Here is a 23,841-nt window from a genome sequence, read left to right as displayed (position 1 = left end):
CTTTTATCAAAATTTAATCAAGATACATTTCTAACTGGAAACTAAAAACATTTGGGCTACTGGCAATACGATCAACTTGTCCAATAAATAATCTTTAAGGTTATACAATTTTAATTCTTTAAAACAAAAATTATGTGGAGTGAATAACTGATATTCAAAATTTTCTTTCCTGCACTGCCTGTTTCCAAAGTATAAAAAATTCCTGCTGTCCAATTTTCAAGAAATAAAATAGAAAAGTGACTGGAATCGTCAAATAAGGGCAGTGAGACTTTGGATTCGATGACATCAAAAACGTAATTAAAAGTATAGAAAATAGATTTTTAGGAACGGAAGGGGAGGAAGTGCCTGTAGAAGAGAAACAGGGAATGTATATTTATAAACTAAGACAAACCCCTAATTACTGAATTAGGAGTTTGTCGACAGTCTGGAGTTCCTTTGTATATCTTATCAAAGGAACATTCATGCTGCTTAATTAATAACCCATTTATCCTTCAAAAATAGCATTCTGCCAATCAGAAATGAAATTACGATAAAGACTAAATTAGATCCTAGGGTAAGAAGCAAATGCTGATAGATTATTTCCCCGAATATTAACTCCTTTAAAGTGCTAAATACATTAACAAAAGGAATAATAAAATGATTAGTAGTTAATTCATTTATTCCAGTAGTTGATAAGAGCATCATTGGAAAAATAGTCAGAAGCAGTATCGGCGTGCTATAACTTTGAGCCTCTTTAATCGTTTTACCAATAATACTAGTAATCATAAGCAAGGAAGCAATTAACATAGAGTAAATAATCGTCATAACCAAAGCAAAAACGATAATTAATGCAAAATTATCATGCACAGGAACAGCATTTTTTAAATTTTCCGTAAAAAAGGCAATTTCAAGCACAACTACCAGCAAAGTGATCAAACCAGTTAAAACCCCGATAGTAGTGATTGTTAACCATTTAGAAATAACTAAAGTTGAACGCTTTACGGGAGTCATTAATAATGCCTCCATTGTTTTCTTTTCTTTTTCTCCTGCAAACAGATCTGCAGCGGCAGGAGAAGCGCCGATTCCTAAAGCTAATGATAGGATTAATGGAATAAGCATAGCGACTAAATTAATGGTTGGGTCCTCTGCAGAAATTTCTTGCTGTTCAATAGAGAAAGGCTGCACAACCGTACTTTCGACACCTGCTTCATTTAACCGTTCTGTTACCACCGTCTTTTCGTATTCATTTAATGCATTCATAACAATTGAAAGTAATGTAGAAGATTTTTCACTAAAAGAATCTCCAATGAGAACGATATTGGTATTTTCTCCTTTGCTGAGTTTTTCGCTAAAATCATTCTCTATCAGAATGGCAGCTTGTGCATCTCCGTCTTTTACCATTTTTTCGGGATTATCAGCATCTACTAATTCAATGTTTGTATAAACAGCTAAATTTGCTTGCATCTCTTCATTTATATTTGTTGGAATGGCTAATTGGTAGGTGTCTCCTTCATCACTAGATACTAACTTTTCATAAAAGAGGGTTAAGCCTGTCATCATAATAATCGGTAAGAAAACGGTAAGTAATAATGTTCGTCTATCACGAAATGAATCCTTTAATTCTTTCAAAAATAATTTAAATAGCATATGTGTTTCCTCCTCTAACTAATTTGCTCATAAAGATGTAGTTTAGGTCCTTGCTGCCTTCCGCTTTGTATAAATCGTCAAGCTTTCCATGATAGACAAGCTCTCCTTTATGTATCATTGCAACGCTATCACATAGCATCGCAACTTCCTCCATAATGTGGCTGGAAAATAAAATGGTTTTCCCTTCTCTTTTTAATTGATGAACAAGCTGACGGAATACATTTGAAGCAGTAATATCCAAGCCTGTTGTAGGTTCATCAAAAAGAATAATTTCGGGGTCATGAATAATCGTTCGGGCAATCGCCACTTTTTGTCTCATTCCTTTAGAGAATCCGCCAACTTTTCGATCTAAATAATCTCGCATCCCAAACATTCTTGAAAGCTCATCGATTCTAACCTTTGTTTCATGTTTTCCTAATCCATATAGATTGGCAAAGTACTCTAGATTCTCTCTTGCAGTTAATCGCTCATAAAGACCAGTTTCTCCACCGAATAGAACACCAATTTTTTGTTTAATTTCATTGGGGTTTTTCTTTGTATCATATTGATCAACCGTTATAGTTCCTTCTGTTGGTTGGATAAGGGTGGCAATAGAACGTAGAAGCGTTGTCTTGCCTGCTCCATTCTCTCCAAGTAAAGCAATGGTTTCTCCTTTTTGTATGGAAAATGACACGTGTTTAAGGGCTGTTACAGAAGTTTTTTTATCTTGAAATTTTTTAGTTACCGTTTGAATCGTTATCATACTCTTTCACCTCGTATTGGTTTCGTTACATTTATCATAATTGGAGAGCCTCTTTTTTTCTGCCATTATGTCACGAAAATGGCTTATCATGTCGTGAAAAGGGAAGATGTCGCATATAGGAATACTTGTGGGGATGGAAAATGCGGTGAAACCCATCCGAACGTAGAGAAATCATGGTAAAATAAAAAGGGTAATTTCTGTCAGTATTTGTGGGGATGAAGGGAGAAAGAAGAGTTGAGAGTTGGTTTAGTAGATGACCGTATGATTGATCTAGATAAATTAATAGGCATTGTTTCCGGTATTCCTGATGTTGAGATTATCTTCTCAACGATATCGGCGGAAGAAGCTTATACGGAAATAAAAAAAGAAAGCATTGATTTATTAATTGCGGATATTGAAATGCCAGGTTTATCGGGATATGAATTAGCGGACATTATTCATTTTCATGCTTTGAATATTTTGGTCATTTTTGTAACAGGTACTAGTGGCTATGCTGTTCATGCCTTTGAACTGAATGTCCATGACTATATTATGAAGCCTTATAATAAGGAGCGTCTTACTCAATCGGTACAGCGAGCGTTAGAAAAGACAAAGTCTACAGAGATTGCAGGAAGACTTTATATTAAACAAAAGAGTGAAATTCACATTATCCAAAAGAAGGATATTGTTTTTATTGAACGATCCGGAAGGTCAACAACCATTTATACTAAAGCCGAAGCGATCAAAACATATCAAACGCTAAATGAATTAGAGGGAGAGCTGAGAGAAAGAGATTTTATACGCTCCCATCGATCTTTTATTATAAACATTCATTATGTTAAAAATTTTTCTCTTTATGCAAAGAACTCTTATGCTGTAGCATTCGAAGGATTAGAGGAAAAGGCAATGATTACAAAGGAAAAAGTAGATTTTCTTCAGGAAAATTACTTTTAAAGAGGTATATATGATTAATAATAACCATTTTTATTGGCTGCTTATTGCTGTTTATAGCACCATACATAGCAAAAGAGTAATCGACCACGTAAGTTTTTCGGTGCAAGCATATTGGATCTTTGCATTCTTTGTGGGGATATGCTTTGTTCTTTCGAAATATTTACATGCAGATAAAGCTGTTATTAATTCCAGAATAGAAGTTCTCTTTTGGCTTGTACAATCATTGGTTTTGCTTTTGCATATTCAAGTTGCATTCACATACTGGAATATATTATTCCTTCTGTTGTTCGTACTAATCGAAATAGTGCGGTTTATGATTGGAGCAAAAATTTTTTCACTGCAACAGGCAAAAGAGTCCTATGAGAAGGAGATAAGCCAATATAATGAACTTTTTCAAGTAGTGCGCAGCGAAAGACATGATTTTCTAAAGCATATTTCAGCAGTGCATTTTATGCTGGAAAAAGAGGGTTCCTCCCATGCTAAATCTTATTTAGACGAATTGGTAGAAGGATATGAAGAAACAAATCTATCTATAAAAGGGGAAAGTGGATCTGTAGCTTCTGTCTTACATAGAGTTTATAAGCAGGCGGTCCAGGAAAATATCACGCTAAAATATGATTTTGATATCCCTTTATCAACGTTGCCGATGAAAGAAAAGGATATCGTCGGTTTAGTAGGGAATTTATTGTCTAATAGCTTAGAAGCAAGTCGAGAATGGCAGCAAAAGTATCGACGAGAGCCCCATATTATTATTCGGCTCTCCAAAAGAAGTGGGCTTTACTTACTGACATGCAAAAATGACTGCTTGCCTATTCCAGTTTCCATCTTAGACTCTTTATATAAGAAATTTGGTAAGTCGACGAAGAAGGGGAAAGAACGTGGATATGGAACAAGAATCATCCTTGATATCGTGAAGAAGCATCATGGCTATCTTGATTACACCTATAAGGAGGAATCATTTTTTGTCAAAATAAAAATACCAGTCATAAAAAACAGCAACGATGATTAATTGGATATTGGTTGCAAATCCGAAGCAGCTTAGGTGTAGCACCATGAAAAGTCCGTCTGCGGGAAATACCTACAAGTAATTCTTTTTTTAATAAAGACCCAAACAGTCACAAGATGTTTTATTACTTCTTCGTATAATTGTTTGGGTTTATGTTTGTTGGAATACTTATGTCCTGGGCATGTCTATGCAAATCGTCTAGGATAGTTCCGTAATCGCTAATCCGTTTATAGAAATGGAGCGAAAAGGCGGGCTATCCATTCTTTTAGCTTACTTCTGATTGTGATAGTATCTAAACCTTCAAGCGATAACTCCTTTGCCTGCTGTAAATCCTCTGTTGTAATCTTGTTCATTCTTTCTATAAAGCCTTGGTCGTAGATACAACAATTTAACTCATGATTTAAAAAGATGCTCCGTCTATCAAAGTTGGCTGAACCTATAATAATAATTTCATTATCAATGTTAATTAATTTACCATGAAAAAAACCATTCATATACTGATAAACACTTGCTCCATGTGCAATCAATGTACGTAAATATGGAAAGGAGGCCTCTTTGACTAACAAGTGATCTGCCTTATCAGGTATAAGGATGGTAATGGAAATATTTCTATGTAATGCTCTTAGTAACTCCTTTGTTATTTGTTTACTAGGTATAAAATAAGGAGTGGTAATTAGAAGAGAACTTTTGCAGTTTTTTATGACATGACAGACTATTTCCTCTAAATAAACCCCTTGTGTAGGAATTATTTGATGTCTAGATTCTCCCTTTTTTTGCAGGGGAAAATATACACGATTTTGCAGTAAATTTATCTTAGAAGCTTTTAACCAATCCATTAAAAATTCTCGTTGTAAGTCATCGACCCCTTCACCAATCAATTTAAGATGATAGTCACGCCAAGGGCTCAATTTATAATTAGCATGAATATAATCCTTGCCAATATTAAAGCCCCCCATAAAACCAACCTTACCATCGATAATAGCAATTTTTCGGTGGTTTCTAACCTGCAAGGAATAAAAAAGATAAGGGAAAATTGGAAGCTGACAAAATGCAAACTGAACGCCGGCCTTTTTTAATTTTGCCCTAACCTTTTTTCTTATTTTATAACTTCCTAACCAATCTAAAATAAGTCGCACTTCCACTCCTTCATGTGCTTTTGTTTTTAAAAGATTGAGAAACTCGTTGGAAATACTGTCTGTTTTAATAGTATAGAAAAGAATATGGACATGTTCAGCAGCCTCTTCAATTGCTTGAAAAAGGGCTGGAAATAGTTCTGTACCGTCCGAGTAAATGTGAAAGTCACTATATCTAAAAGGATGATTTTTTCGATTGATTTTTTTTTGCTGAGCTCTCTTTCCTAATTGAAAGTCCAGGTAAAGAAGGAAAATAAGTATGGCAATAATGCTTAGGATAATCAGGAATGTCTTCATTCATAATGCCCTCCTTAGAAGGATAGTATTGCCGATATTCCCTTCTTTTCATACCTTGCTTGGTCATGTCCGTAAGAGATTGCTATTCACCAAAAATACAATAGATAATGGAAGAGAGAAGAAAAAAATAGCGTTTAGACTTGCGTGCCCCTTGATAGAATCGTTATCCTAGAAGTAAGAATATTCTACATTTAGTTGGGGTGGATTAACAGTGCGGAAATTATGGATATGGCTGGGAATGCCTGTATATATAGTGGTGTTTTCTTTCCTTTATAAGCACCAATTAGGTTCCATTGGCTTCTTTCTTTTATCCCTTCTGTTTTTTAAACTAGCTAAGAATAAACACTCAAAAATAACGGGAAAAGAGAAGGAAAACTTTTATTTTGAAGAAAAGTTAAATAAACCTTAACTAGAACTAGCATATTCACCTAAAATTTGTTTATAATGGAGAATATGTATTTTTACTATTTTAGTTAGAGTTCTTTTCAAAAGGCTTTAAAATAGGTTAGAGGATTTATTGCAGAATGGTCAACAAAAGCATAAAAAATAATAAACTCCCGAAAAGTGAAACTTCCACCTGAATTTCGGTCCGAGCTTTCAGGAAAGGGATAAGAGTAGATAAGAAAGGAAGTGCGAAAGAATGAGTATTGATAAATACACTCAAGAAGAACTAAAAGAAATGTCGCTAATTGATGTAGCACATGAAATTATGAATGGTGGTAAAACACCTTATGCATTTAATGAACTAATGGATCAAGTAGCAAAATTAGTTGGGTTAAGTGAAGAAGAGGTTAATGAAAAAATAGCACAATTATATACAGATGTTAATATTGATGGTCGCTTCTTATCATTAGGAGACAATCGTTGGGGACTTCGTTTATGGTACCCTGTAGATAAATCAGAAGAAGATGTCGTAACAGTTACAAAACCGAAGAAGAAGAAAGCGAAAAAAGCTGTTGATGATGACTTCGATGATTTTGATAGCCTTGATGAGGATGACGATTTTGATGACTTTGATGCTGATCTAGATGACGAAGAGCTTCTAGATGAGGATGAGGATTTAGATGAAGAAGATGATGATCTATTAGATGACGATTTGTCGGAAGAAGATGATGATTTCGATGAAGATTATGAAATCGATGACGATGAGCTAGATGAGGATGAAGAGGAAGAAGACGACGAATTTGATGACGAGGATGAGGATAAATAATCTCCTAGTCTTGACATTTATAGTCGTTGCTAGTAAAATCTTTTTTGGGCTCCTTAAAAAGAGGAACGAACTTAAATTCGCTAAATATAGCGCTCCCTTACTTTTAGAAAGTAAGTGGAGCGCTTTTTATTTTTTAGTAAAGAAAGTAAATAGCAATCGTTTCATACCCCTCTAAAAAAATTAGTTAATTCGTCTTAAATAAAGAGGAATTGGAGCAAACTTAAATCAAGGGGGATAATATAATGACAAAATATATTTTTGTAACAGGTGGAGTAGTATCTTCACTCGGAAAAGGTATTACAGCAGCATCACTAGGACGCTTGCTGAAAAATCGTGGTGTAAGTGTAACGATTCAAAAGTTTGACCCGTATATCAATGTGGATCCTGGTACAATGAGTCCATATCAGCATGGAGAAGTGTTTGTAACAGATGATGGCGCAGAAACAGACTTAGACTTAGGTCACTATGAGCGTTTTATTGATATCAATTTAACGAAATATAACAATGTGACAACAGGAAAAATCTATTCTACTGTATTAAGAAAAGAACGTAGAGGAGATTATCTTGGTGGAACAGTGCAAGTAATTCCGCACATTACAAATGAAATCAAAGAACGTGTATTTAGAGCTGGTCGTGAAACAAATGCAGATGTAGTAATTACAGAAATTGGCGGAACGGTTGGAGACATTGAATCTTTACCATTCTTAGAAGCTATTCGTCAAATTAAAAGTGATATTGGTCGTGACAATGTTATGTACATTCATTGTACATTGGTACCATACATCAAAGCTGCAGGGGAAATGAAAACTAAACCAACACAACATAGTGTAAAAGAGCTACGCAGCTTAGGAATTCAGCCAAATGTGATTGTAGTAAGAACAGAAAAACCTATTTCTGAAGATATGAAGGATAAAATTGCTTTATTCTGTGATATAGACAATAAATCTGTTATTGAATGTCGTGATGCAGATACACTTTATACTATTCCGTTAGCTCTTCAAGAGCAAAATCTTGATCAAATCGTATGTGACCATTTAAAGCTTAAATGCCAAGAAGCAGATATGACAGAATGGATTGAACTAGTAGATCGCGTTCGTCATCTTTCTAAAACAACAAAAATTGCCCTTGTTGGTAAATATGTTGAATTACAAGATGCTTATATATCTGTAGTAGAAGCATTAAAGCACGCTGGGTATGCATATGATGCTGACATTGAGATCGATTGGATTAATGCAGAGCAGGTAACGAAAGAAAACGTGCAAGAAATATTACAAGATGCAGATGGAATTCTCGTACCAGGTGGATTCGGAGACCGTGGTGTGGAAGGAAAAATTCTTGCAACGCAATATGCACGCGAACAGAAGGTTCCTTTCTTTGGGATTTGCTTAGGTATGCAGGTAGCATCTATCGAATTTGCTCGTAATGTTTTAGGGTGGAATGATGCTCATTCTTCTGAAATTAACGAAGCAACAACACATCCAGTTATTGACCTTCTGCCAGAACAGAAGGATGTGGAAGATTTAGGTGGAACACTTCGCTTAGGTTTATATCCATGTAAATTAAAAGAAGATACAAGAGCGTATGAAGCATATCAAGACGAGGTAATCTATGAGAGACATCGTCATCGTTATGAGTTCAATAATCAATATCGTCAAGAGATGGAAAATGCAGGATTTGTATTCTCAGGAACTAGCCCAGATGGCCGTTTAGTGGAAATTGTTGAATTAAAAGATCATCCTTGGTTTGTTGCTTCTCAATTCCACCCAGAATTTATCTCGAGACCAACTCGCCCGCAACCTCTTTTCCGTGAGTTTGTCGGTGCATCTATCCGCTTAGCAGAAAAATAAAATTTTGGCGAACTTAAAAAAAGAGGCTATTCCATTTATTTGGAAAAGCCTCTTTTTGTAATGTTTTCTAACGTTTAGTGTAATAGTAATTCTCTTTTATAAATCATATTCTTTCAAAATTTCATCAGTGGTAAATTTAATGCCATGATAAATAAAAAGAGCAGCAATTAACGATGGATAGCCATATCGCTTTCCTTCATCGTCAGGCAATAAGCCTTTAGAAAGTCTTAAGTCGATAGAAACATCTGCAAAGTCAACCAGTGATTCAATATCAGGATTGGTAATAGAACAGATGGAAATAAAGGGAACTTGAGCATCGTATAGTTGTTTAGCAAATGTGTTTATTTCTTCCTCTTCATTTGTTCGAGCAAAAAGAATAAACCGATCGTTTGAGGTAATAGATTCAAGCGATGCATTTGCCCATTTTTCTGTATTTAGCATCGGCTCCATCCCAGTTGTAGCCTCTGCTATCACTCCTGCCATTTCATTTGTTGCATAGATATAAACCTTTCCGTCACTGACAATGGCTTGGGCTAATAGTCTTGAGCTGTCTTCGATTGCTTCCTCTTCTTTCTCATGCAATCTTTTAAATAACCCACTTAGTTGAGTGGAAAACATTTTAAGCAAGTGGAAAACCTCCATTTTATTAAATTAAAACAGTAATTTGCTTCATATAGTAGATAATTATAATTAAATTGAAGGAAAAGGTAAAATTTAAGGGGATTAGCAGGAAAAGTCGAGTAAATAGTAGAAAAAGATAAAGTATGATAAAAACGAGAGAATACATACATATAACTTGAGTTAGAAGGGAAGGTTCCTTATGAAAGGGAAAATATTAATTGTTGATGATCAATTCGGCATTAGAATCCTTTTGAATGAAGTTTTTCAAAAGGAAGGATATAAGACATTCCAAGCTGCAAATGGAAATCAGGCGTTAGAAATTGTGACAAGAGAATCACCTGATTTAGTGCTGCTTGATATGAAAATTCCAGGAATGGATGGAATTGAAATATTAAAACGAATGAAAAAGCTTAATCAGGATATTCGTGTGATTATCATGACAGCTTATGGAGAACTAGATATGATTCAAGAAGCGAAGGACCTCGGTGCCCTAACGCATTTTGCTAAACCGTTTGATATTGATGATCTGAGAGAGGCTGTTAAGAAGTACATTAATTATTAATCGCCATATTTTATACATATTTATTAGCCAGCCAGTTCCTATATGTTTTCCCTTAACCCGAAAAATGTAGTTTCTGTTTTGAAGCTATTGGTTTTCGAAAACTAGATCTGTGATATTTTTTACTAAGCCATCATAAGTGGACTTAGAATTAAAGTGCTTTCATTCGACAAAAAGTCTACTAATTTGTGACAAAATAGAAAAAAAAGCTTGAACGATAGCATTTCTTGATTTATTTTGGTATGATTACAATTGAGTTTTTAAATGGAATGATTCGTTTTGTTTTACTTGAGGTATTATATACATATTCAACTTTCCTTTGGGAAATTTAATAAAGATTCTCTTGTAAAAAAGAACGATCATTAAATAAGGAGGAAGAAATATGCCTTTAGTTTCAATGAAAGACATGTTAAACAAAGCAAAAGCAGAAGGCTATGCTGTTGGTCAATTTAACTTAAATAATCTTGAGTTTACTCAAGCAATTCTTCAAGCTGCAGAAGAAGAAAAATCTCCAGTTATTCTTGGGGTTTCTGAAGGTGCAGGCCGTTATATGGGTGGCTTCAAAACTGTTGTAAAAATGGTTGAAGGTTTAATGGAAGACTATAACATCACAGTTCCTGTTGCTATTCATTTAGATCACGGTTCAAGTTTCGAAAAATGTAAAGAAGCAATCGATGCTGGCTTTACATCTGTAATGATCGATGCTTCTCACCATCCATTTGATGAGAACGTTGAAATTACTTCTAAAGTAGTAGAATATGCACATGCTAAAGGTGTTTCTGTAGAAGCAGAACTTGGTACTGTTGGTGGACAAGAAGATGACGTTGTAGCTGAAGGTGTAATTTATGCTGATGCTAACGAATGTGTTGAACTTGTTAAACGTACTGGCATTGACACTTTAGCTCCTGCTTTAGGATCTGTGCACGGTCCTTACAAAGGTGAGCCTAACTTAGGTTTCAAAGAAATGGAAGAAATCGGTAACTTAACTGGTTTACCATTAGTATTACACGGTGGTACTGGTATCCCAACTAAAGATATCACAAAAGCTATTTCTTTAGGAACAGCTAAAATCAACGTTAACACTGAAAACCAAATTGCTTCTGCAAAAGCAGTTCGCGAAACATTAGCTGCTAAACCAGAAGAATACGATCCACGTAAATACTTAGGACCTGCTCGTGATGCGATTAAAGCAACTGTAATCGGCAAAATCAAAGAATTTGGTTCTTCTAATAAAGCATAATTTTATTTGTAGGAAAGAGAGGATATCTTTTTAGGGGCAGACCCTTAAAGGATATCCTTTTTTTTATGGCATTCTTCAAAAAAAGCTGTTTTTGGAAGGGGGGAAAGGTAATATCTTCAAATAATTGCGTAGGTAAATACTTCGAAAATAACTTCCCTATTTATATTCCAAAAGGTTACTAGCAATCATCAATAGCGAGCGGTTTCAGTTGATTTGTGAATTACCAAGGGATATCATGACTTGTTTATGGAAAAAGCGTATATGAAAGTGGAAGATTATAGTAAAAGAAGTTATCGATGAATTGGTTCCAAGTATCAGGACTCCTTATATAGGTAATACTAAAAATGTTTGTACTTTGTTAACACAATAGAACGTAAAGTTCATACATATATACTTTTCCATTGAGTCTTAATATTTGGTATAATAAGTAACAGTAATTCAAACAAGATTCTACATCCAAGCCTCATCTTGATTAACTTATAGCAGAATTCGTACTTTTGCATTGGCTTAGAAGGGAGCTAGAAATGGAAAAACTTATGATTGCAGGTGGATCACCTTTAAAAGGAACGGTTAGAGTGAGTGGTGCAAAAAATAGTGCAGTGGCACTTATTCCAGCAACCATTTTAGCTGAATCTCCCGTTACAATTGAGGGACTGCCTGACATTTCAGATGTTCAGATATTAAAAGAGATTATGGAAGAGTTAGGTGGAACGGTATCTATATCAGAGTCTGATATAACAATTGATCCCTCTTCTATGATTTCTATGCCTATGCCGAATGGGAAGGTAAAAAAATTGCGTGCTTCTTATTATTTAATGGGAGCCATGCTAGGACGATTTAAAAAGGCGGTAATTGGCTTACCTGGTGGCTGTCATCTAGGACCAAGACCGATAGATCAGCATATTAAAGGATTTGAAGCACTTGGTGCACAGGTTACAAATGAACAAGGAGCCATTTATCTTCGGGCAGATGAGTTAAGGGGAGCAAGAATTTACTTAGATGTAGTAAGCGTAGGGGCAACAATTAATATTATGCTTGCAGCAGTACGAGCAAAAGGGAAAACCATCATTGAAAATGCAGCTAAAGAACCGGAAATTATTGATGTGGCAACACTTTTAACCAATATGGGAGCGAAAATAAAAGGTGCAGGGACTGATGTGATTCGGATTGAAGGGGTAGATCATCTTCATGGTTGCCGTCATACTATTATTCCGGATCGTATCGAGGCAGGTACGTATATTATTATTGGAGCAGCGGTTGGAGATGGTGTGCTTGTGGATAATGTAATCCCCCAACATTTAGAGTCTTTAATTGCGAAATTAAGAGAGATGGGAGTCTCGATAGAATCAAGTGATGAACAAGTGTTTATCAGCTCCAATAATTCTTTGAAACCAGTAGATATAAAAACACTTGTATATCCTGGCTTTCCAACAGATCTTCAGCAGCCATTCACATCCCTTTTAACAAAGACAAATGGTACAAGTATGGTTACAGATACAATTTACGGTGCTAGATTTAAACATATTGATGAGCTGCGTCGAATGAATGCCACAATAAAAGTAGAGGGACGATCTGCCATTATTAATGGTCCAGTTCATTTGCAAGGTGCCAAAGTAAAAGCAAGTGACTTACGTGCTGGTGCCTCCTTAGTAATAGCAGGGCTAATGGCAGATGGAGTGACAGAAATTACAGGTCTTGAGCATATTGATAGAGGGTACAGCCATATAGTAGAAAAACTTACTGGTTTAGGGGCGACAATATGGCGAGAAAAGATGACCGAAGAGGAATATGAACAAATAAATAATGGCTAATCAATTGTGAACTAGTACAGCGCCGTGTTATTCGAATCATGTGTTGAACCTTTTTCTATTTATTAGCCAATATAGGATAGCAGGGGGAGGAAGTTCCCTCTGTTCTAAATTCATTAATAACTTTTTGGAAAAAGAAAATAAGTCTAGATAAATTATTTATACGTATTTTAAAAGCAGATTTTTGCTACTAAAGGCATGTAGGGACCATCCTTTTAAATTTGTTTATGAAAGAATAAATGTCCTCCAATACGGGAATATTCATTAAGCTTCCTCCATACCTTCCTTTTCGAAAGACCCTAAAAAAGAAGGATGAAAAACGAAACTTCATCCATATTCTGCTTCCATTATGGAGTGAACAAGTGTTGGTAAAAAAATTCTTGTTGCACATTTTTCGTAGATGGAGGTAAAATAGAGATTGCTTTTAATTGATTCTCGTCGAAGCTAATAGAAACATGAAGGATAAAATAAAAACTCCTCTTAAGATAAATTTATATTCAAATCACGGCTCCTTCCGCTTTATTGAAAGACAGCCATTCTTATGAAAAAGTTATAAGAAAATGAAAGTATACGATTTATCGATAGCTGGAGAAGAAGCAGGATTCTTCTTTTCCATCCTTCACTTTAATTATTTCTCGCATCAAAATTTCTCTTCAAAAAAGCTTTCGCCTCAAACAGAAGAATAACCTTCCCACATTTCGAAATAAATGGTAGGGATAACTGAAAATATAAAAGAGTGGTGTAAAAATGGGATTAAATATATCTAGTTTAGAAAATATGAAATTAAAAGAGCTGTATGAATTAGCTCGCGAATATAAAGTTGCCTATTACAGTAAGTTAACAAAAAAGGAACTGATTTTTTCCATCTTAAAAGCAAGAGCAGAGCAAGAAGGCTATTTCTTCATGGAAGGCGTTCTAGAGATTATTCAGTCAGAAGGATTTGGCTTCTTAAGACCGATTAATTATTCTCCAAGTTCACAAGATATTTATATCTCAGCATCTCAAATTAGAAGATTTGATTTGAGAAATGGAGATAAAGTTTCAGGGAAAGTTCGCCCGCCTAAAGAAAACGAAAGATACTTTGGCTTACTTCAAGTAGAAGCTGTTAACGGAGACGATCCAGAGTCAGCGAAAGAAAGAGTTCATTTTCCAGCCTTAACACCTCTATACCCGAATCGTCAAATACATTTAGAAACAACACAGAGAAATGTATCTACTAGAATAATGGATGTGTTAGCTCCTGTTGGCTTTGGACAACGTGGTCTGATTGTAGCTCCTCCTAAAGCAGGTAAGACAATGCTGATTAAGGAAATAGCAAATAGTATTACAACAAATCATCCAGAGGCAGAGCTGATTGTTTTACTCATTGATGAAAGACCTGAAGAAGTAACAGATATTGAAAGATCTGTAAGTGGAGACGTTGTTAGCTCAACATTTGATGAAGTTCCCGAAAATCATATTAAAGTTGCTGAATTAGTATTAGAAAGAGCAATGCGTCTTGTGGAACATAAACGTGATGTTATTATCTTGATGGATAGTATCACAAGATTAGCACGTGCATATAACCTAGTCATTCCTCCAAGTGGAAGAACTTTATCGGGAGGAATTGATCCAGGGGCATTCCATAGACCAAAACGATTCTTCGGTGCTGCACGTAATATCGAAGAAGGCGGTTCTTTAACGATATTGGCTACAGCATTAGTTGATACTGGTTCACGTATGGACGATGTTATTTATGAAGAATTTAAAGGAACAGGTAATATGGAGCTTCATTTAGATCGTGCATTAGCAGAAAGAAGAATATTCCCTGCTATTGATATTAGACGCTCTGGAACACGGAAAGAAGAACTATTGATTCCTAAAGAACATTTAGACAAGCTATGGGCTATTCGTAAGTCAATGTCTGATTCACCAGACTTTGCTGAAAAGTTCTTAAGAAAATTAAGACAAACGAAAAGCAATGAGGATTTCTTTGCGATCCTTGGTGAACAAATGAAAGCAGGAACTGCTAAACGTTCCTAAATATATAGAAGTGATTTTAAATAGTTTATTTCTATGATGGAAGGCTTTCAGTATTTTTCAATATTTGGTAATTAATGCATGGTTAATAGTGTTGCAAAACAAGAATGTACTTGTTATAATATAATCAATGTGTTTTACAATTACAGTGTCTAAGCACTGTTTTAGAACTCTGTTTCGAAAGTTGCAGGGCGGAAGGAGATGAAAAGGAATGAAAACAGGAATTCATCCAACTTATAACGAAATTACGGTGAAATGTGCTTGTGGTAACGAGTTCAAAACTGGTTCTGTTAAAAAAGAAATCAAAGTTGAAACTTGTTCTGAGTGCCATCCGTTCTATACTGGACGTCAAAAATTTGCTGAAGCTGGCGGACGTGTTGATCGCTTCAACAAAAAATACGGTCTTAAGTAATATGGAATATCAAGAACAGGCAAGAAGTTACTTCTCCTTGCCTGTTTTTTATTTGGACTGATAGTAGGATTTTTAAGAATGAAAGTCATAATATAACTTTTATTCTTAAGTATCTTATGTTATTTTTCTTCTATTTTTCACTCGAGATGCTAGTGAAAAAATGATATTTGAAGTGAATCTATTATTTCCATTAGCATGGATAGCTGTTAAAGTATGTAAGAGAGAATATGAATAGTGATTTTCATATCTTGACTATTAATTAGAAAAATATAAATAGAGTAATGGAAGAGACAAGTTGTTTTATCTAGGAAGGAGCGGTTTCATGTATGTAATGAAACATCATGGATGGGTAGAAGTTATTTGCGGAAGTATGTTTTCAGGAAAATCAGAAGAACTCATCCGCCGTGTAAGAAGAGCGCAATTTGCTAAGCAGAAGTTTATAGTGTTTAAACCAAGTATCGATAATCGCTATAGTGAAAAATCTGTCGTTTCCCATAATGGAACTGCAACTAATGCGATTCCTATTAGTAAATCAGCCGACATTTTTGAATATGTTACTTCCGATATAGAGATAGTTGCAATAGATGAAGTGCAGTTTTTTGATGATGAAATTATTGGAGTTATACAACATTTAGCAAATAGTGGCCATCGAGTGATTTGTGCCGGTTTAGATCAGGACTTTAGAGGCGAGCCATTTGGAAAAATGCCAGAATTAATGGCGATCGCAGAATTAGTGACGAAGCTTCAGGCGGTTTGTGCCGTTTGCGGTTCTCCAGCAAGCAGAACACAAAGGTTGATTAATGGTGCCCCAGCTAACTACGAAGATCCTGTAATTTTAGTAGGTGCTTCTGAATCTTATGAACCAAGATGCCGCCATCATCATGAAGTACCTAGAAGTACAGAGAAAGCAAATAAAGATAATACCTCAACGGCTTTATAAGAAAAAGCTCTTGTTAGGAATGGTTGGTCCTTCTTAACGGGAGCTTTTTTTTATTGTTTATAAAAAAGCTCGAAAAGCCGTACAAAACCGTAGAATTGATAAAACTCATGGAAGTCATTCGCTATACTTAGTTAAATTCAGTAACAACGTGAATGATAAACCATAACGTAATACTGTACGGATTTTTTTTTTCATGTTACTATATAATTAACTTATAAACAGAAAGGGGTTTTTTCATTGGGAAGGCGTTATTGCGTATTGGCCAAGTGGCGAAATTAAGTGGATTATCTACAAGAACGATTGATTATTATACAAGTAATAAATTGCTTCCGGTGACGCGATCTGATTCCAATTATCGCCTGTATTCCGAAGATGTTCTCTATACATTGGAACGAATAAAACTTTTGAAAAAACAACGTATGTCGATTGGAGAAATACGAAATGTTATTCATTCAATGGAAGACCAAGAAATTGAACCAATAATGGATGAGGTACAGGACGAAATTGCCTGTTTGCATAAAAAACTGGCCTCTTTGGAAGAACGATTGAAAGATGCGCCGCAGGAAGAGAAAAAGAAAGTGTATCGTACACTTGAAACAAAATTATTAGACGTAATGAAATTACTGTCTTTAATGTAACCATTCCTGGAGGTGAATCCCTCGAAACGAGGGAAATAATTGGACATAATAACGATAATCAATTTATTTTTACTGGTGCTATTATTAGCGCTAACAGCTTTCTTTGTTGGTGCTGAATTTGCTGTTGTTAAAATTCGTATGTCAAGAATTGATCAGTTAATAGCAGAAGGAAATAAGAAGGCCATTATGGCGAAGAAAGTAGCAAGTGAGTTAGATTACTATCTTTCTGCCTGTCAATTAGGTATTACCGTAACAGCGCTTGGTCTTGGTGCTTTAGGAAAACCGGCAATTGAGCAACTATTGTATCCAATCTTTAATTTACTGAATGCTTCTCCCTCTGTTGCTTCAGTTGCTTCCTATGCTATTGCTTTTGCATTGGTAACTTTCTTGCATGTGGTGGTAGGAGAAATGGCTCCGAAAACACTTGCTATTCAATTCGCTGAGAAATTAACCTTGTTGCTGGCACCGCCATTATATTGGTTTGGTAAGGTAATGAAACCTTTTATATGGGCATTGAATGGTTCGGCACAAGTAGTACTTCGTTTAATGGGGATTAAACCTGCTAAGCACGAACAGGCTTATTCTGAAGAAGAATTGAAAATAGTAATGACACAGAGCTATCAAGGTGGAGAAATTGATCAAACAGAGCTTGAGTATATGGAAAATGTATTCTCCTTTGATGAAAGAGTAGCGAAGGATATTATGGTTCCTAGAACAGAGTTGGTAACACTAAATAAAGATATGTCTTATGAAGAGATTGTAAAAGTCTTGGATGAGCATAATTATACGCGTTATCCTGTAACAGAGGATGGAGATAAAGATCATATTATTGGTGTCGTGAATGTAAAGAAAATGCTAACACAGATGGCTTGGGGAAGAAATCGTCAATTAGACGAATTCGTTCGCGACCTTCCTGTTGTGTTAGAAGTAACAAGATTGCAGGATGCTCTGTTAAAAATGCAGCAGGAGCGAGTGCATATGTTATTGGTTATTGATGAGTATGGTGGTACCTCTGGTATATTGGCAATGGAAGATATACTAGAGGAACTTGTTGGAGAAATCCGTGATGAGTTTGATGCAGATGAAGTGGCGGACATCCGGGAGTCAGGGAAAGATAAATATTTCATTAATGGCCGTGTATTGCTAGATGAACTAGAAGAACGTTTTGGTATTCCATTTGAAGAAAGGGAAGAACTTGATACTATTGCCGGTTGGATTCAATATCAGCTATTAGATACAGCGAAAATTGGGGATCAAGTAGAACAAGGGGACCGGTTATGGACAGTGACCGATATGGATAATTATCAAATCAAAGAGGTTAGCCTTATACAAAACGCTTTTAAAACAATCTAGATGTCAAAACTGCTTTATCGATAACTCATGGAGGTGAATCCCTTTAAAAGAGGGAAATAATTGGACAGTATAATACTATTGAATTTGTTTTTAGTAGCAGTATTTATTATGTTAACGGCGTTTTTCGTTGGGGCGGAATTTGCTATTTTAAAAGTAAGAACGTCACGATTGGATCAGCTTATTGCCGAGGGGAATAAAAAGGCAATTACTGCAAAGAAAGTAGCGCATGACCTGGATTATTATTTATCTGCCTGTCAGCTTGGAATTACCATTACGGCATTGGTTTTAGGAGCATTAGGAGAACCGACAGTAGAAAAAATTCTTCATCCTTTATTTGAGAGGTTTGATGTGCCTAATGCTTTATCAACAGTACTCTCCTATGCAATTGCTTTATCTGTTGTTTCTTTTTTACATGTTGTAGTCGGAGAATTAGCTCCAAAGACATTGGCTATTCAATATGCTGAAAAAATGACGTTGATGCTTGCTCCTGGTTTATATTGGTTTGGGCGGATTACAAAGCCGATTATCCATGCTTTAAATGGATCATCAAGAGCGATCCTCGGTTGGTTTGGTATCAAACCAACTGGACATGAAATAGCCCATTCGGAAGAGGAATTAAAGTTGATTGTGACTCAAAGTTACGAGAGTGGCGAAATCAATCAAACAGAATTAGCTTATTTAAAGAATATTTTTGCTTTCGATAATCGAATTCTCAAAGAAATTATGATTCCGAGAGAACAAATTGTAAATGTAGAAATAGAAATGTCACTGGAAGAGATGCTGACAGTCTTGGATAAACAAGAATACACTCGTTATCCTGTTACAAAGAATGGTACAAAGCTAGTAGGGTATGTAAATACAAAAGAGATGCTAACAAATGTGGTAGCGGGAAGAGAAACAAAAATGGAAGAATTTATTCATGAGATGCCTATTTTTCTTCAAACGTCGCCTATTAAAAATGTTCTTCTTAAAATGCAGCAAGAGAGAGTGCATATGGCTCTAGTGAAAAATGAAAGAGGCGTAATTGTAGGTCTTGTTACAATGGAGGATATTCTAGAAGAAATTGTTGGCGAGATACGTGATGAATTTGTAGGAGAAGAGATTCTGAATAAAGGATTCTAATTTCGAATTTACTAGTTCAATAGAAAAAGAGTAAAAACTCTGCTAAATCATTTATTGTTACGCAGGAAATCAATTTCCTGAGTGGTGTAAACAATTTAGCGGAGTTTTTTATGGTTTATGCTTTGCGAAAAGGCAGTGCATTTATGCTGGAGGCTGCGACTTCTAAAGATTTTCCCTGTAAAGATAGCGCTTGTTTGAGCGTACTAAATGTGGAAACCTTTCCTAATTTAATTCCCAAGGCAGCAATCATTTGAGCAGTATCAGGACTGAGTCCAGAAATAGTAGACTCGATACCAATAAAAGAAAGTATTTTTGTTAGTTTCATTAACTCATGCAAAACCATTGTATCAATGGAAGAAATACCTGATAAATCAATGAACAAATGCTCAATGCCTTCCTCTTTGCAGCGTACAGGAACGGTTTCTAATATTAGTTTTGCCCGTAGGCTATCAATGTCACCGATTAGGGGAAGAACACCAATCGATTCAGTAATTGGGATAACAGGAACACTTAATTGTTGGATAAGCTCCTCCTGCGAGTGGATTTTTTCTTTTGTAAAAGCATGATACATACTGGTAAATTGATTTGTCAATTGATCAAAAGTAGATTGATATTTAGAGCTCCATTGTAAAACTAAGGCTGTTGAAACCTCTTTATGCTCCAGGATAAACTGTTCAATTGTATTCCATATTGCTTTTCTGGTGATGCTCAATGCCTCTAATACTTCATGAACTGGCGTTGCTAGCTCTACCCTGCTTTTAGCAACCTCATTTGCCCATACTTCTAGGTTATTAGCAAAGATGCTTTCATCCTCTAGAAATGCACTGATGACAGTCTGGATGGTAAAAGTATGCTGTTTTTTTAGCAATTTTTCAACAGCAGGGGAGGAGTTTTTTGAATAAATAGAGCCTGGTTCTCCATCTTTAATAGCAAACCAAGTTTTCGTAATAGAGGGTGCCTTGTCCATCACATATTCATAAATGGAATGGTTTGTTAGGGACATAGTTCATTTCCTCTCTTTTTAGTGTTATATCTATTATAATAGATAATAAAAAAATTGGCTTTACATTCTTCTGTTTATTTAACTAATACGCTATTTTTCATAAGAATTGGTTTTGACGAGGAAAATAGCCTATAATATAATGAGTACGTTATGGATAAAAACGAGGTGAATAGTGTGTTTGATCGTCTTCAAGCTGTAGAGGATCGTTATGACAAGCTTAATGAATTATTAAGTGATCCTGAAATTGTGAATGATACAAAAAAACTGCGTGACTATTCGAAAGAACAATCGGATATTCAAGAAACAGTAGAAGTTTATCGTGAATATAAAGAAGTAAAAGAACAGCATTTAGAAGCTAAAGCAATGCTGGAAGAAAAGCTAGACCCTGAAATGCGTGAAATGGTAAAAGAGGAATTGGATGAAACGGCTGCACGTATTGAAGAGCTAGAAGCACGTTTAAAAATATTATTAATTCCTAAAGATCCTAATGACGATAAAAACGTTATTATGGAAATAAGAGGTGCTGCTGGAGGGGATGAAGCTGCTTTATTTGCAGGAGATCTTTTCCGTATGTACAGCCGTTTTGCGGAGGCGCAAGGATGGAAGATGGAAGTCATTGATGCGAGCTCAACGGGTGTTGGCGGCTACAAAGAAATCATCTTTATGATTAACGGAAAAGGGGCATACAGCAAATTAAAGTTTGAAAATGGGGCCCACCGTGTACAACGTGTGCCGGAAACGGAATCTGGCGGACGTATCCATACGTCTACTGCAACAGTTGCTTGTTTGCCTGAAGCAGAAGAAGTAGAGATTGAAATCCATGAAAAAGATATACGCGTAGATACATTTGCTTCTAGTGGTCCTGGAGGGCAAAGTGTTAATACAACGATGTCTGCTGTCCGTTTAACGCATCTTCCAACAGGTACAGTCGTTTCCTGTCAGGATGAAAAATCACAGATAAAAAATAAAGAAAAAGCAATGAAAGTATTACGTGCGCGTGTTTATGATAAATTCCAGCAAGAAGCACAAGCAGAATATGATCAACAACGTAAATCTGCAGTTGGAACAGGGGATCGCTCTGAACGTATTCGTACGTATAATTTCCCGCAAAACCGTGTGACTGACCATCGTATCGGATTAACTATTCAAAAGTTAGACCAGATTCTTCAAGGGAAAATGGATGATATAATCGATGCCCTCATTTTTGAAGAACAATCTAGTCGTTTGGAAAGTGCTTCTGATGTGTAAGGTATTCGAGGCCCTCAAATGGGCTTCTTCTTATTTAAAGGAGCATAATAGAGAAGAATATGCAGCGGAGTTATTATTAAGGCATTCTTTACAAGTGAGTAGATCTGAATTGCTTATAAAATTTCGTGAAGACATAGATGAAGAACAATTTAAGGATTTCCAAAAGTTAGTCTCCTTACATGCTGAAGGACAACCAGTCCAATATATTATTGGTCAAGAAGACTTTTATGGCAGAGCTTTTAAGGTGAATAAGGAAGTGCTCATTCCTCGACCAGAAACGGAAGAGCTTGTACAATCCGCACTTACGCGGATAGATAGACTGTTTGGAGAAGGTGCGGACTTAAAGCTAATAGATGTGGGGACAGGAAGTGGTGCAATTGCTGTGACTATGAAGTTAGAATGTCCATCCTTGCAGGTGATAGCTAGTGATCTTTATGAAGTTTCTTTAGCTGTTGCAAAGCAGAATGCTGCGAATTTAGGGGCAGAGCCAATAGATTTTGTACAAGGAGATTTATTACAGCCTTTTATTGCTCAAGGGAAGAGCTTTGATGTTGTACTATCCAATCCTCCCTATATACCAGAAAGGGATGTTGTGACGATGTCTGACGTTGTAACTGAGCACGAGCCGCATAGAGCACTGTTCGCTGGAGAGGATGGACTCCTTTTATATAAAAGGCTATGTGAAGAACTACCTCAAGTCGTCAAGGAAAAAGCTATTATCGGCTTCGAAGTAGGCGCAGGCCAGAGCGATGCTGTTGCAAAGCTTTTAGAAGCCGCCTTCCCTCAGGCAAAAGTAGAAGTTCAATATGATATCAATGGCAAAGATCGCATGGTATTTGCAGAAGTGGGCTTTTGATTTGTGGGATGCTGGCAGTAGAAAAGGCATATGCTATACACGGTTATACGGTGTATAGCATATGCCTTTTTTATTTGGGGATGAGCCGTTGTTAAAGAAAGAGAGGTTGAGTCGCAAGAAAGAGGGGTGGAATTGCAAGTAGAAGTGTGAAAATCGTAAGAAAGAGAGAGGAGGTCGCAAGTAAAAGTGTGGGAATCGCAAGAAAAAGCAGCAGAACCGCAAGATAAATGAGGGCAAATTCCAAATCTACAAAAATTACTCTAAAAAAATGAAATTTACTAGTTTAAGATTCTATTAATCTGCCCACACTGTGTTAGTGAAGGGGCGGTGCTAAAGATGAAAAATAAACCGATGGCAACTATTTATTTATTTGTACTTATTTTATCTACAATGATGAGTTTATATATTCCCAAAAATGAAGTGACAGCTAATAATGAAGTAATTATTCCAAACGATGCGATTCGTCTAAGAATATTAGCGAATAGTGATAAGGAAGATGATCAGGAGTTAAAAAGAAAAGTAAGAGATGCTGTAAATGAGGAAATTACAAACTGGGTTTCCGAATTAACTTCTAAAGAAGTGGCTAAAGACTTATTGAAGGAAAAGTTACCAGAGATTCAACAGATTGCAGAAAGAGTAGTAGAAGATGAAAATGCCAACCAAGCCGTAAATGTTACGTTTGATAAAGTAGATTTTCCAACAAAGCTTTATGGGGAGTTCTTATATCCAGCTGGTCAATATGATGCCATTCTAATTACTTTAGGAGAAGGTGAAGGGGCCAATTGGTGGTGTGTTCTTTTCCCACCATTATGCTTCTTGGATTTCTCTAATGGAGTTGCGGTAAGTGATGGATTTGAGGAAGGGGAAGCTGAGAAGAAAGAAGGAAAGGCAGATAAACCAGATAAACCAGCAAAGGAAGAAAAGAAAGAACAAACTAAAGCGGAAGAGAAACAAGATCCTGTATTTGTAGAAGGAGAAAAAGAAGAGGAAGTAGAAGTGAAATTCTTTCTTGTGGAGTTATGGGAGAAGATATTTGGATAACAAAATAGTTTTTAAGAGAGATGCTGTTAATAAAGGCATCTTTTTTATTGAATGTTAGTAAAGTTACTTAAAAAAATTTACCTAATTATGATTAAATCATTGACATTTTTCGGATAGTTAAGTATTTTGTATATAAACATAAAAGTTTCCTTGAGGAAACAAATTGTCCAATGGGTATATTTGTTGC

At 35.8% G+C, this 23,841-nt stretch carries 23 protein-coding genes; 18 read left to right on the top strand and 5 right to left on the bottom strand.

The annotated features are described in order from the left end of the window. Positions 1 to 468: 468 nt before the first annotated feature. Positions 469 to 1,626, bottom strand: a complete 1,158-nt coding sequence (locus NX902_RS22995) for an ABC transporter permease (RefSeq protein ID WP_171510171.1) — start codon at positions 1,624 to 1,626, stop codon at positions 469 to 471. Further along, positions 1,616 to 2,368 (bottom strand): ATP-binding cassette domain-containing protein, encoded by a 753-nt coding sequence (locus NX902_RS22990; RefSeq protein ID WP_095329551.1) that lies wholly within the window; start codon positions 2,366 to 2,368, stop codon positions 1,616 to 1,618. The genes NX902_RS22995 and NX902_RS22990 overlap by 11 nt, the downstream gene beginning before the upstream one ends. Before the next feature lie 234 nt (positions 2,369 to 2,602). On the opposite strand from NX902_RS22990, the gene NX902_RS22985 reads away from it, so the two are divergent. Then, entirely contained in the window at positions 2,603 to 3,301 is a 699-nt protein-coding gene (locus NX902_RS22985) for a LytR/AlgR family response regulator transcription factor (protein WP_341161031.1), read from the top strand. Between the two features lie 10 nt (positions 3,302 to 3,311). Next, positions 3,312 to 4,310 (top strand): sensor histidine kinase, encoded by a 999-nt coding sequence (locus NX902_RS22980; RefSeq protein WP_095329553.1) that lies wholly within the window; start codon positions 3,312 to 3,314, stop codon positions 4,308 to 4,310. A gap of 224 nt (positions 4,311 to 4,534) precedes the next feature. Here the strand turns inward: NX902_RS22980 and NX902_RS22975 are convergent, their stop codons facing one another. Continuing rightward, a complete protein-coding gene (locus tag NX902_RS22975; protein ID WP_172859361.1) occupies positions 4,535 to 5,737 on the bottom strand; it encodes a phospholipase D-like domain-containing protein in 1,203 nt (400 codons plus the stop codon). A gap of 211 nt (positions 5,738 to 5,948) precedes the next feature. On the opposite strand from NX902_RS22975, the gene NX902_RS22970 reads away from it, so the two are divergent. The 3 genes from NX902_RS22970 (at position 5,949) to NX902_RS22960 (ending at position 8,794) form a co-directional block, all read left to right on the top strand. Next, the gene (locus NX902_RS22970) at positions 5,949 to 6,146 is read left to right on the top strand and encodes a hypothetical protein (RefSeq protein WP_095329555.1); all 198 of its coding nucleotides are present in this window, start codon (positions 5,949 to 5,951) and stop codon (positions 6,144 to 6,146) included. 231 nt (positions 6,147 to 6,377) lie between these two features. Further along, positions 6,378 to 6,947 carry a DNA-directed RNA polymerase subunit delta gene (gene rpoE / locus NX902_RS22965; protein WP_095329556.1) on the top strand — a complete coding sequence of 190 codons (570 nt, stop codon included), beginning with the start codon at positions 6,378 to 6,380 and terminating at the stop codon, positions 6,945 to 6,947. 242 nt (positions 6,948 to 7,189) lie between these two features. Further along, the gene (locus NX902_RS22960) at positions 7,190 to 8,794 is read left to right on the top strand and encodes a CTP synthase (protein ID WP_095329558.1); all 1,605 of its coding nucleotides are present in this window, start codon (positions 7,190 to 7,192) and stop codon (positions 8,792 to 8,794) included. A gap of 96 nt (positions 8,795 to 8,890) precedes the next feature. Here the strand turns inward: NX902_RS22960 and NX902_RS22955 are convergent, their stop codons facing one another. Further along, positions 8,891 to 9,421 (bottom strand): DUF2529 domain-containing protein, encoded by a 531-nt coding sequence (locus tag NX902_RS22955; RefSeq protein ID WP_163187503.1) that lies wholly within the window; start codon positions 9,419 to 9,421, stop codon positions 8,891 to 8,893. Positions 9,422 to 9,614: 193 nt separating this feature from the next. Here NX902_RS22955 and NX902_RS22950 point away from each other — a divergent pair, with 193 nt between their 5' ends. The 10 genes from NX902_RS22950 (at position 9,615) to NX902_RS22905 (ending at position 19,506) form a co-directional block, all read left to right on the top strand. Then, positions 9,615 to 9,977 (top strand): response regulator, encoded by a 363-nt coding sequence (locus NX902_RS22950; protein WP_095329560.1) that lies wholly within the window; start codon positions 9,615 to 9,617, stop codon positions 9,975 to 9,977. A gap of 379 nt (positions 9,978 to 10,356) precedes the next feature. Continuing rightward, on the top strand, positions 10,357 to 11,214 hold the full coding sequence (locus NX902_RS22945) for a class II fructose-bisphosphate aldolase (protein ID WP_047940761.1): 858 nt from the start codon (positions 10,357 to 10,359) through the stop codon (positions 11,212 to 11,214). Positions 11,215 to 11,738: 524 nt separating this feature from the next. Continuing rightward, positions 11,739 to 13,025, top strand: a complete 1,287-nt coding sequence (locus NX902_RS22940; protein WP_095322022.1) for a UDP-N-acetylglucosamine 1-carboxyvinyltransferase — start codon at positions 11,739 to 11,741, stop codon at positions 13,023 to 13,025. A 557-nt stretch (positions 13,026 to 13,582) separates the two neighbouring features. Then, positions 13,583 to 13,708, top strand: coding sequence for a hypothetical protein (locus NX902_RS22935; protein ID WP_286167771.1), 126 nt, complete (start codon positions 13,583 to 13,585; stop codon positions 13,706 to 13,708). 61 nt (positions 13,709 to 13,769) lie between these two features. Beyond that, positions 13,770 to 15,044 (top strand): transcription termination factor Rho, encoded by a 1,275-nt coding sequence (gene rho, locus NX902_RS22930; protein WP_095329561.1) that lies wholly within the window; start codon positions 13,770 to 13,772, stop codon positions 15,042 to 15,044. Between the two features lie 208 nt (positions 15,045 to 15,252). Further along, a complete protein-coding gene (rpmE, locus tag NX902_RS22925) occupies positions 15,253 to 15,453 on the top strand; it encodes a 50S ribosomal protein L31 (RefSeq protein ID WP_047940758.1) in 201 nt (66 codons plus the stop codon). Between the two features lie 322 nt (positions 15,454 to 15,775). Beyond that, positions 15,776 to 16,393 carry a thymidine kinase gene (locus NX902_RS22920; RefSeq protein WP_047940757.1) on the top strand — a complete coding sequence of 206 codons (618 nt, stop codon included), beginning with the start codon at positions 15,776 to 15,778 and terminating at the stop codon, positions 16,391 to 16,393. Between the two features lie 251 nt (positions 16,394 to 16,644). Further along, complete coding sequence (locus NX902_RS22915; protein ID WP_095329562.1) at positions 16,645 to 17,031, top strand: MerR family transcriptional regulator; 387 nt, start codon at positions 16,645 to 16,647, stop codon at positions 17,029 to 17,031. 39 nt (positions 17,032 to 17,070) lie between these two features. Then, a complete protein-coding gene (locus NX902_RS22910) occupies positions 17,071 to 18,384 on the top strand; it encodes a hemolysin family protein (RefSeq protein WP_095329563.1) in 1,314 nt (437 codons plus the stop codon). A 60-nt stretch (positions 18,385 to 18,444) separates the two neighbouring features. After that, positions 18,445 to 19,506, top strand: a complete 1,062-nt coding sequence (locus NX902_RS22905) for a hemolysin family protein (protein ID WP_095329564.1) — start codon at positions 18,445 to 18,447, stop codon at positions 19,504 to 19,506. Positions 19,507 to 19,621: 115 nt separating this feature from the next. On the opposite strand, the gene NX902_RS22900 is transcribed toward NX902_RS22905, so the two are convergent. Then, positions 19,622 to 20,509 (bottom strand): STAS domain-containing protein, encoded by an 888-nt coding sequence (locus NX902_RS22900; RefSeq protein ID WP_171510170.1) that lies wholly within the window; start codon positions 20,507 to 20,509, stop codon positions 19,622 to 19,624. Between the two features lie 174 nt (positions 20,510 to 20,683). Between NX902_RS22900 and prfA the strand changes: the two genes are divergently transcribed. The 3 genes from prfA to spoIIR all read left to right on the top strand — a co-directional run bounded on the left by prfA (position 20,684) and on the right by spoIIR (position 23,654). Beyond that, positions 20,684 to 21,757: a peptide chain release factor 1 gene (prfA, locus tag NX902_RS22895; RefSeq protein ID WP_095329566.1), complete on the top strand. Its 1,074-nt coding sequence runs from the start codon at positions 20,684 to 20,686 to the stop codon at positions 21,755 to 21,757. Beyond that, positions 21,750 to 22,613, top strand: coding sequence for a peptide chain release factor N(5)-glutamine methyltransferase (gene prmC, locus NX902_RS22890; RefSeq protein ID WP_123258492.1), 864 nt, complete (start codon positions 21,750 to 21,752; stop codon positions 22,611 to 22,613). The genes prfA and prmC overlap by 8 nt, the downstream gene beginning before the upstream one ends. Before the next feature lie 336 nt (positions 22,614 to 22,949). Next, positions 22,950 to 23,654, top strand: a complete 705-nt coding sequence (spoIIR, locus tag NX902_RS22885; protein WP_095329568.1) for a stage II sporulation protein R — start codon at positions 22,950 to 22,952, stop codon at positions 23,652 to 23,654. The last annotated feature ends 187 nt before the right edge of the window (positions 23,655 to 23,841 follow it).

This window comes from Niallia sp. FSL W8-0954, from assembly GCF_038005605.1.
GTDB lineage: Bacteria > Bacillota > Bacilli > Bacillales > Cytobacillaceae > Niallia > Niallia circulans_A.
This window is presented reverse-complemented; position numbering and strand designations above follow the sequence as displayed.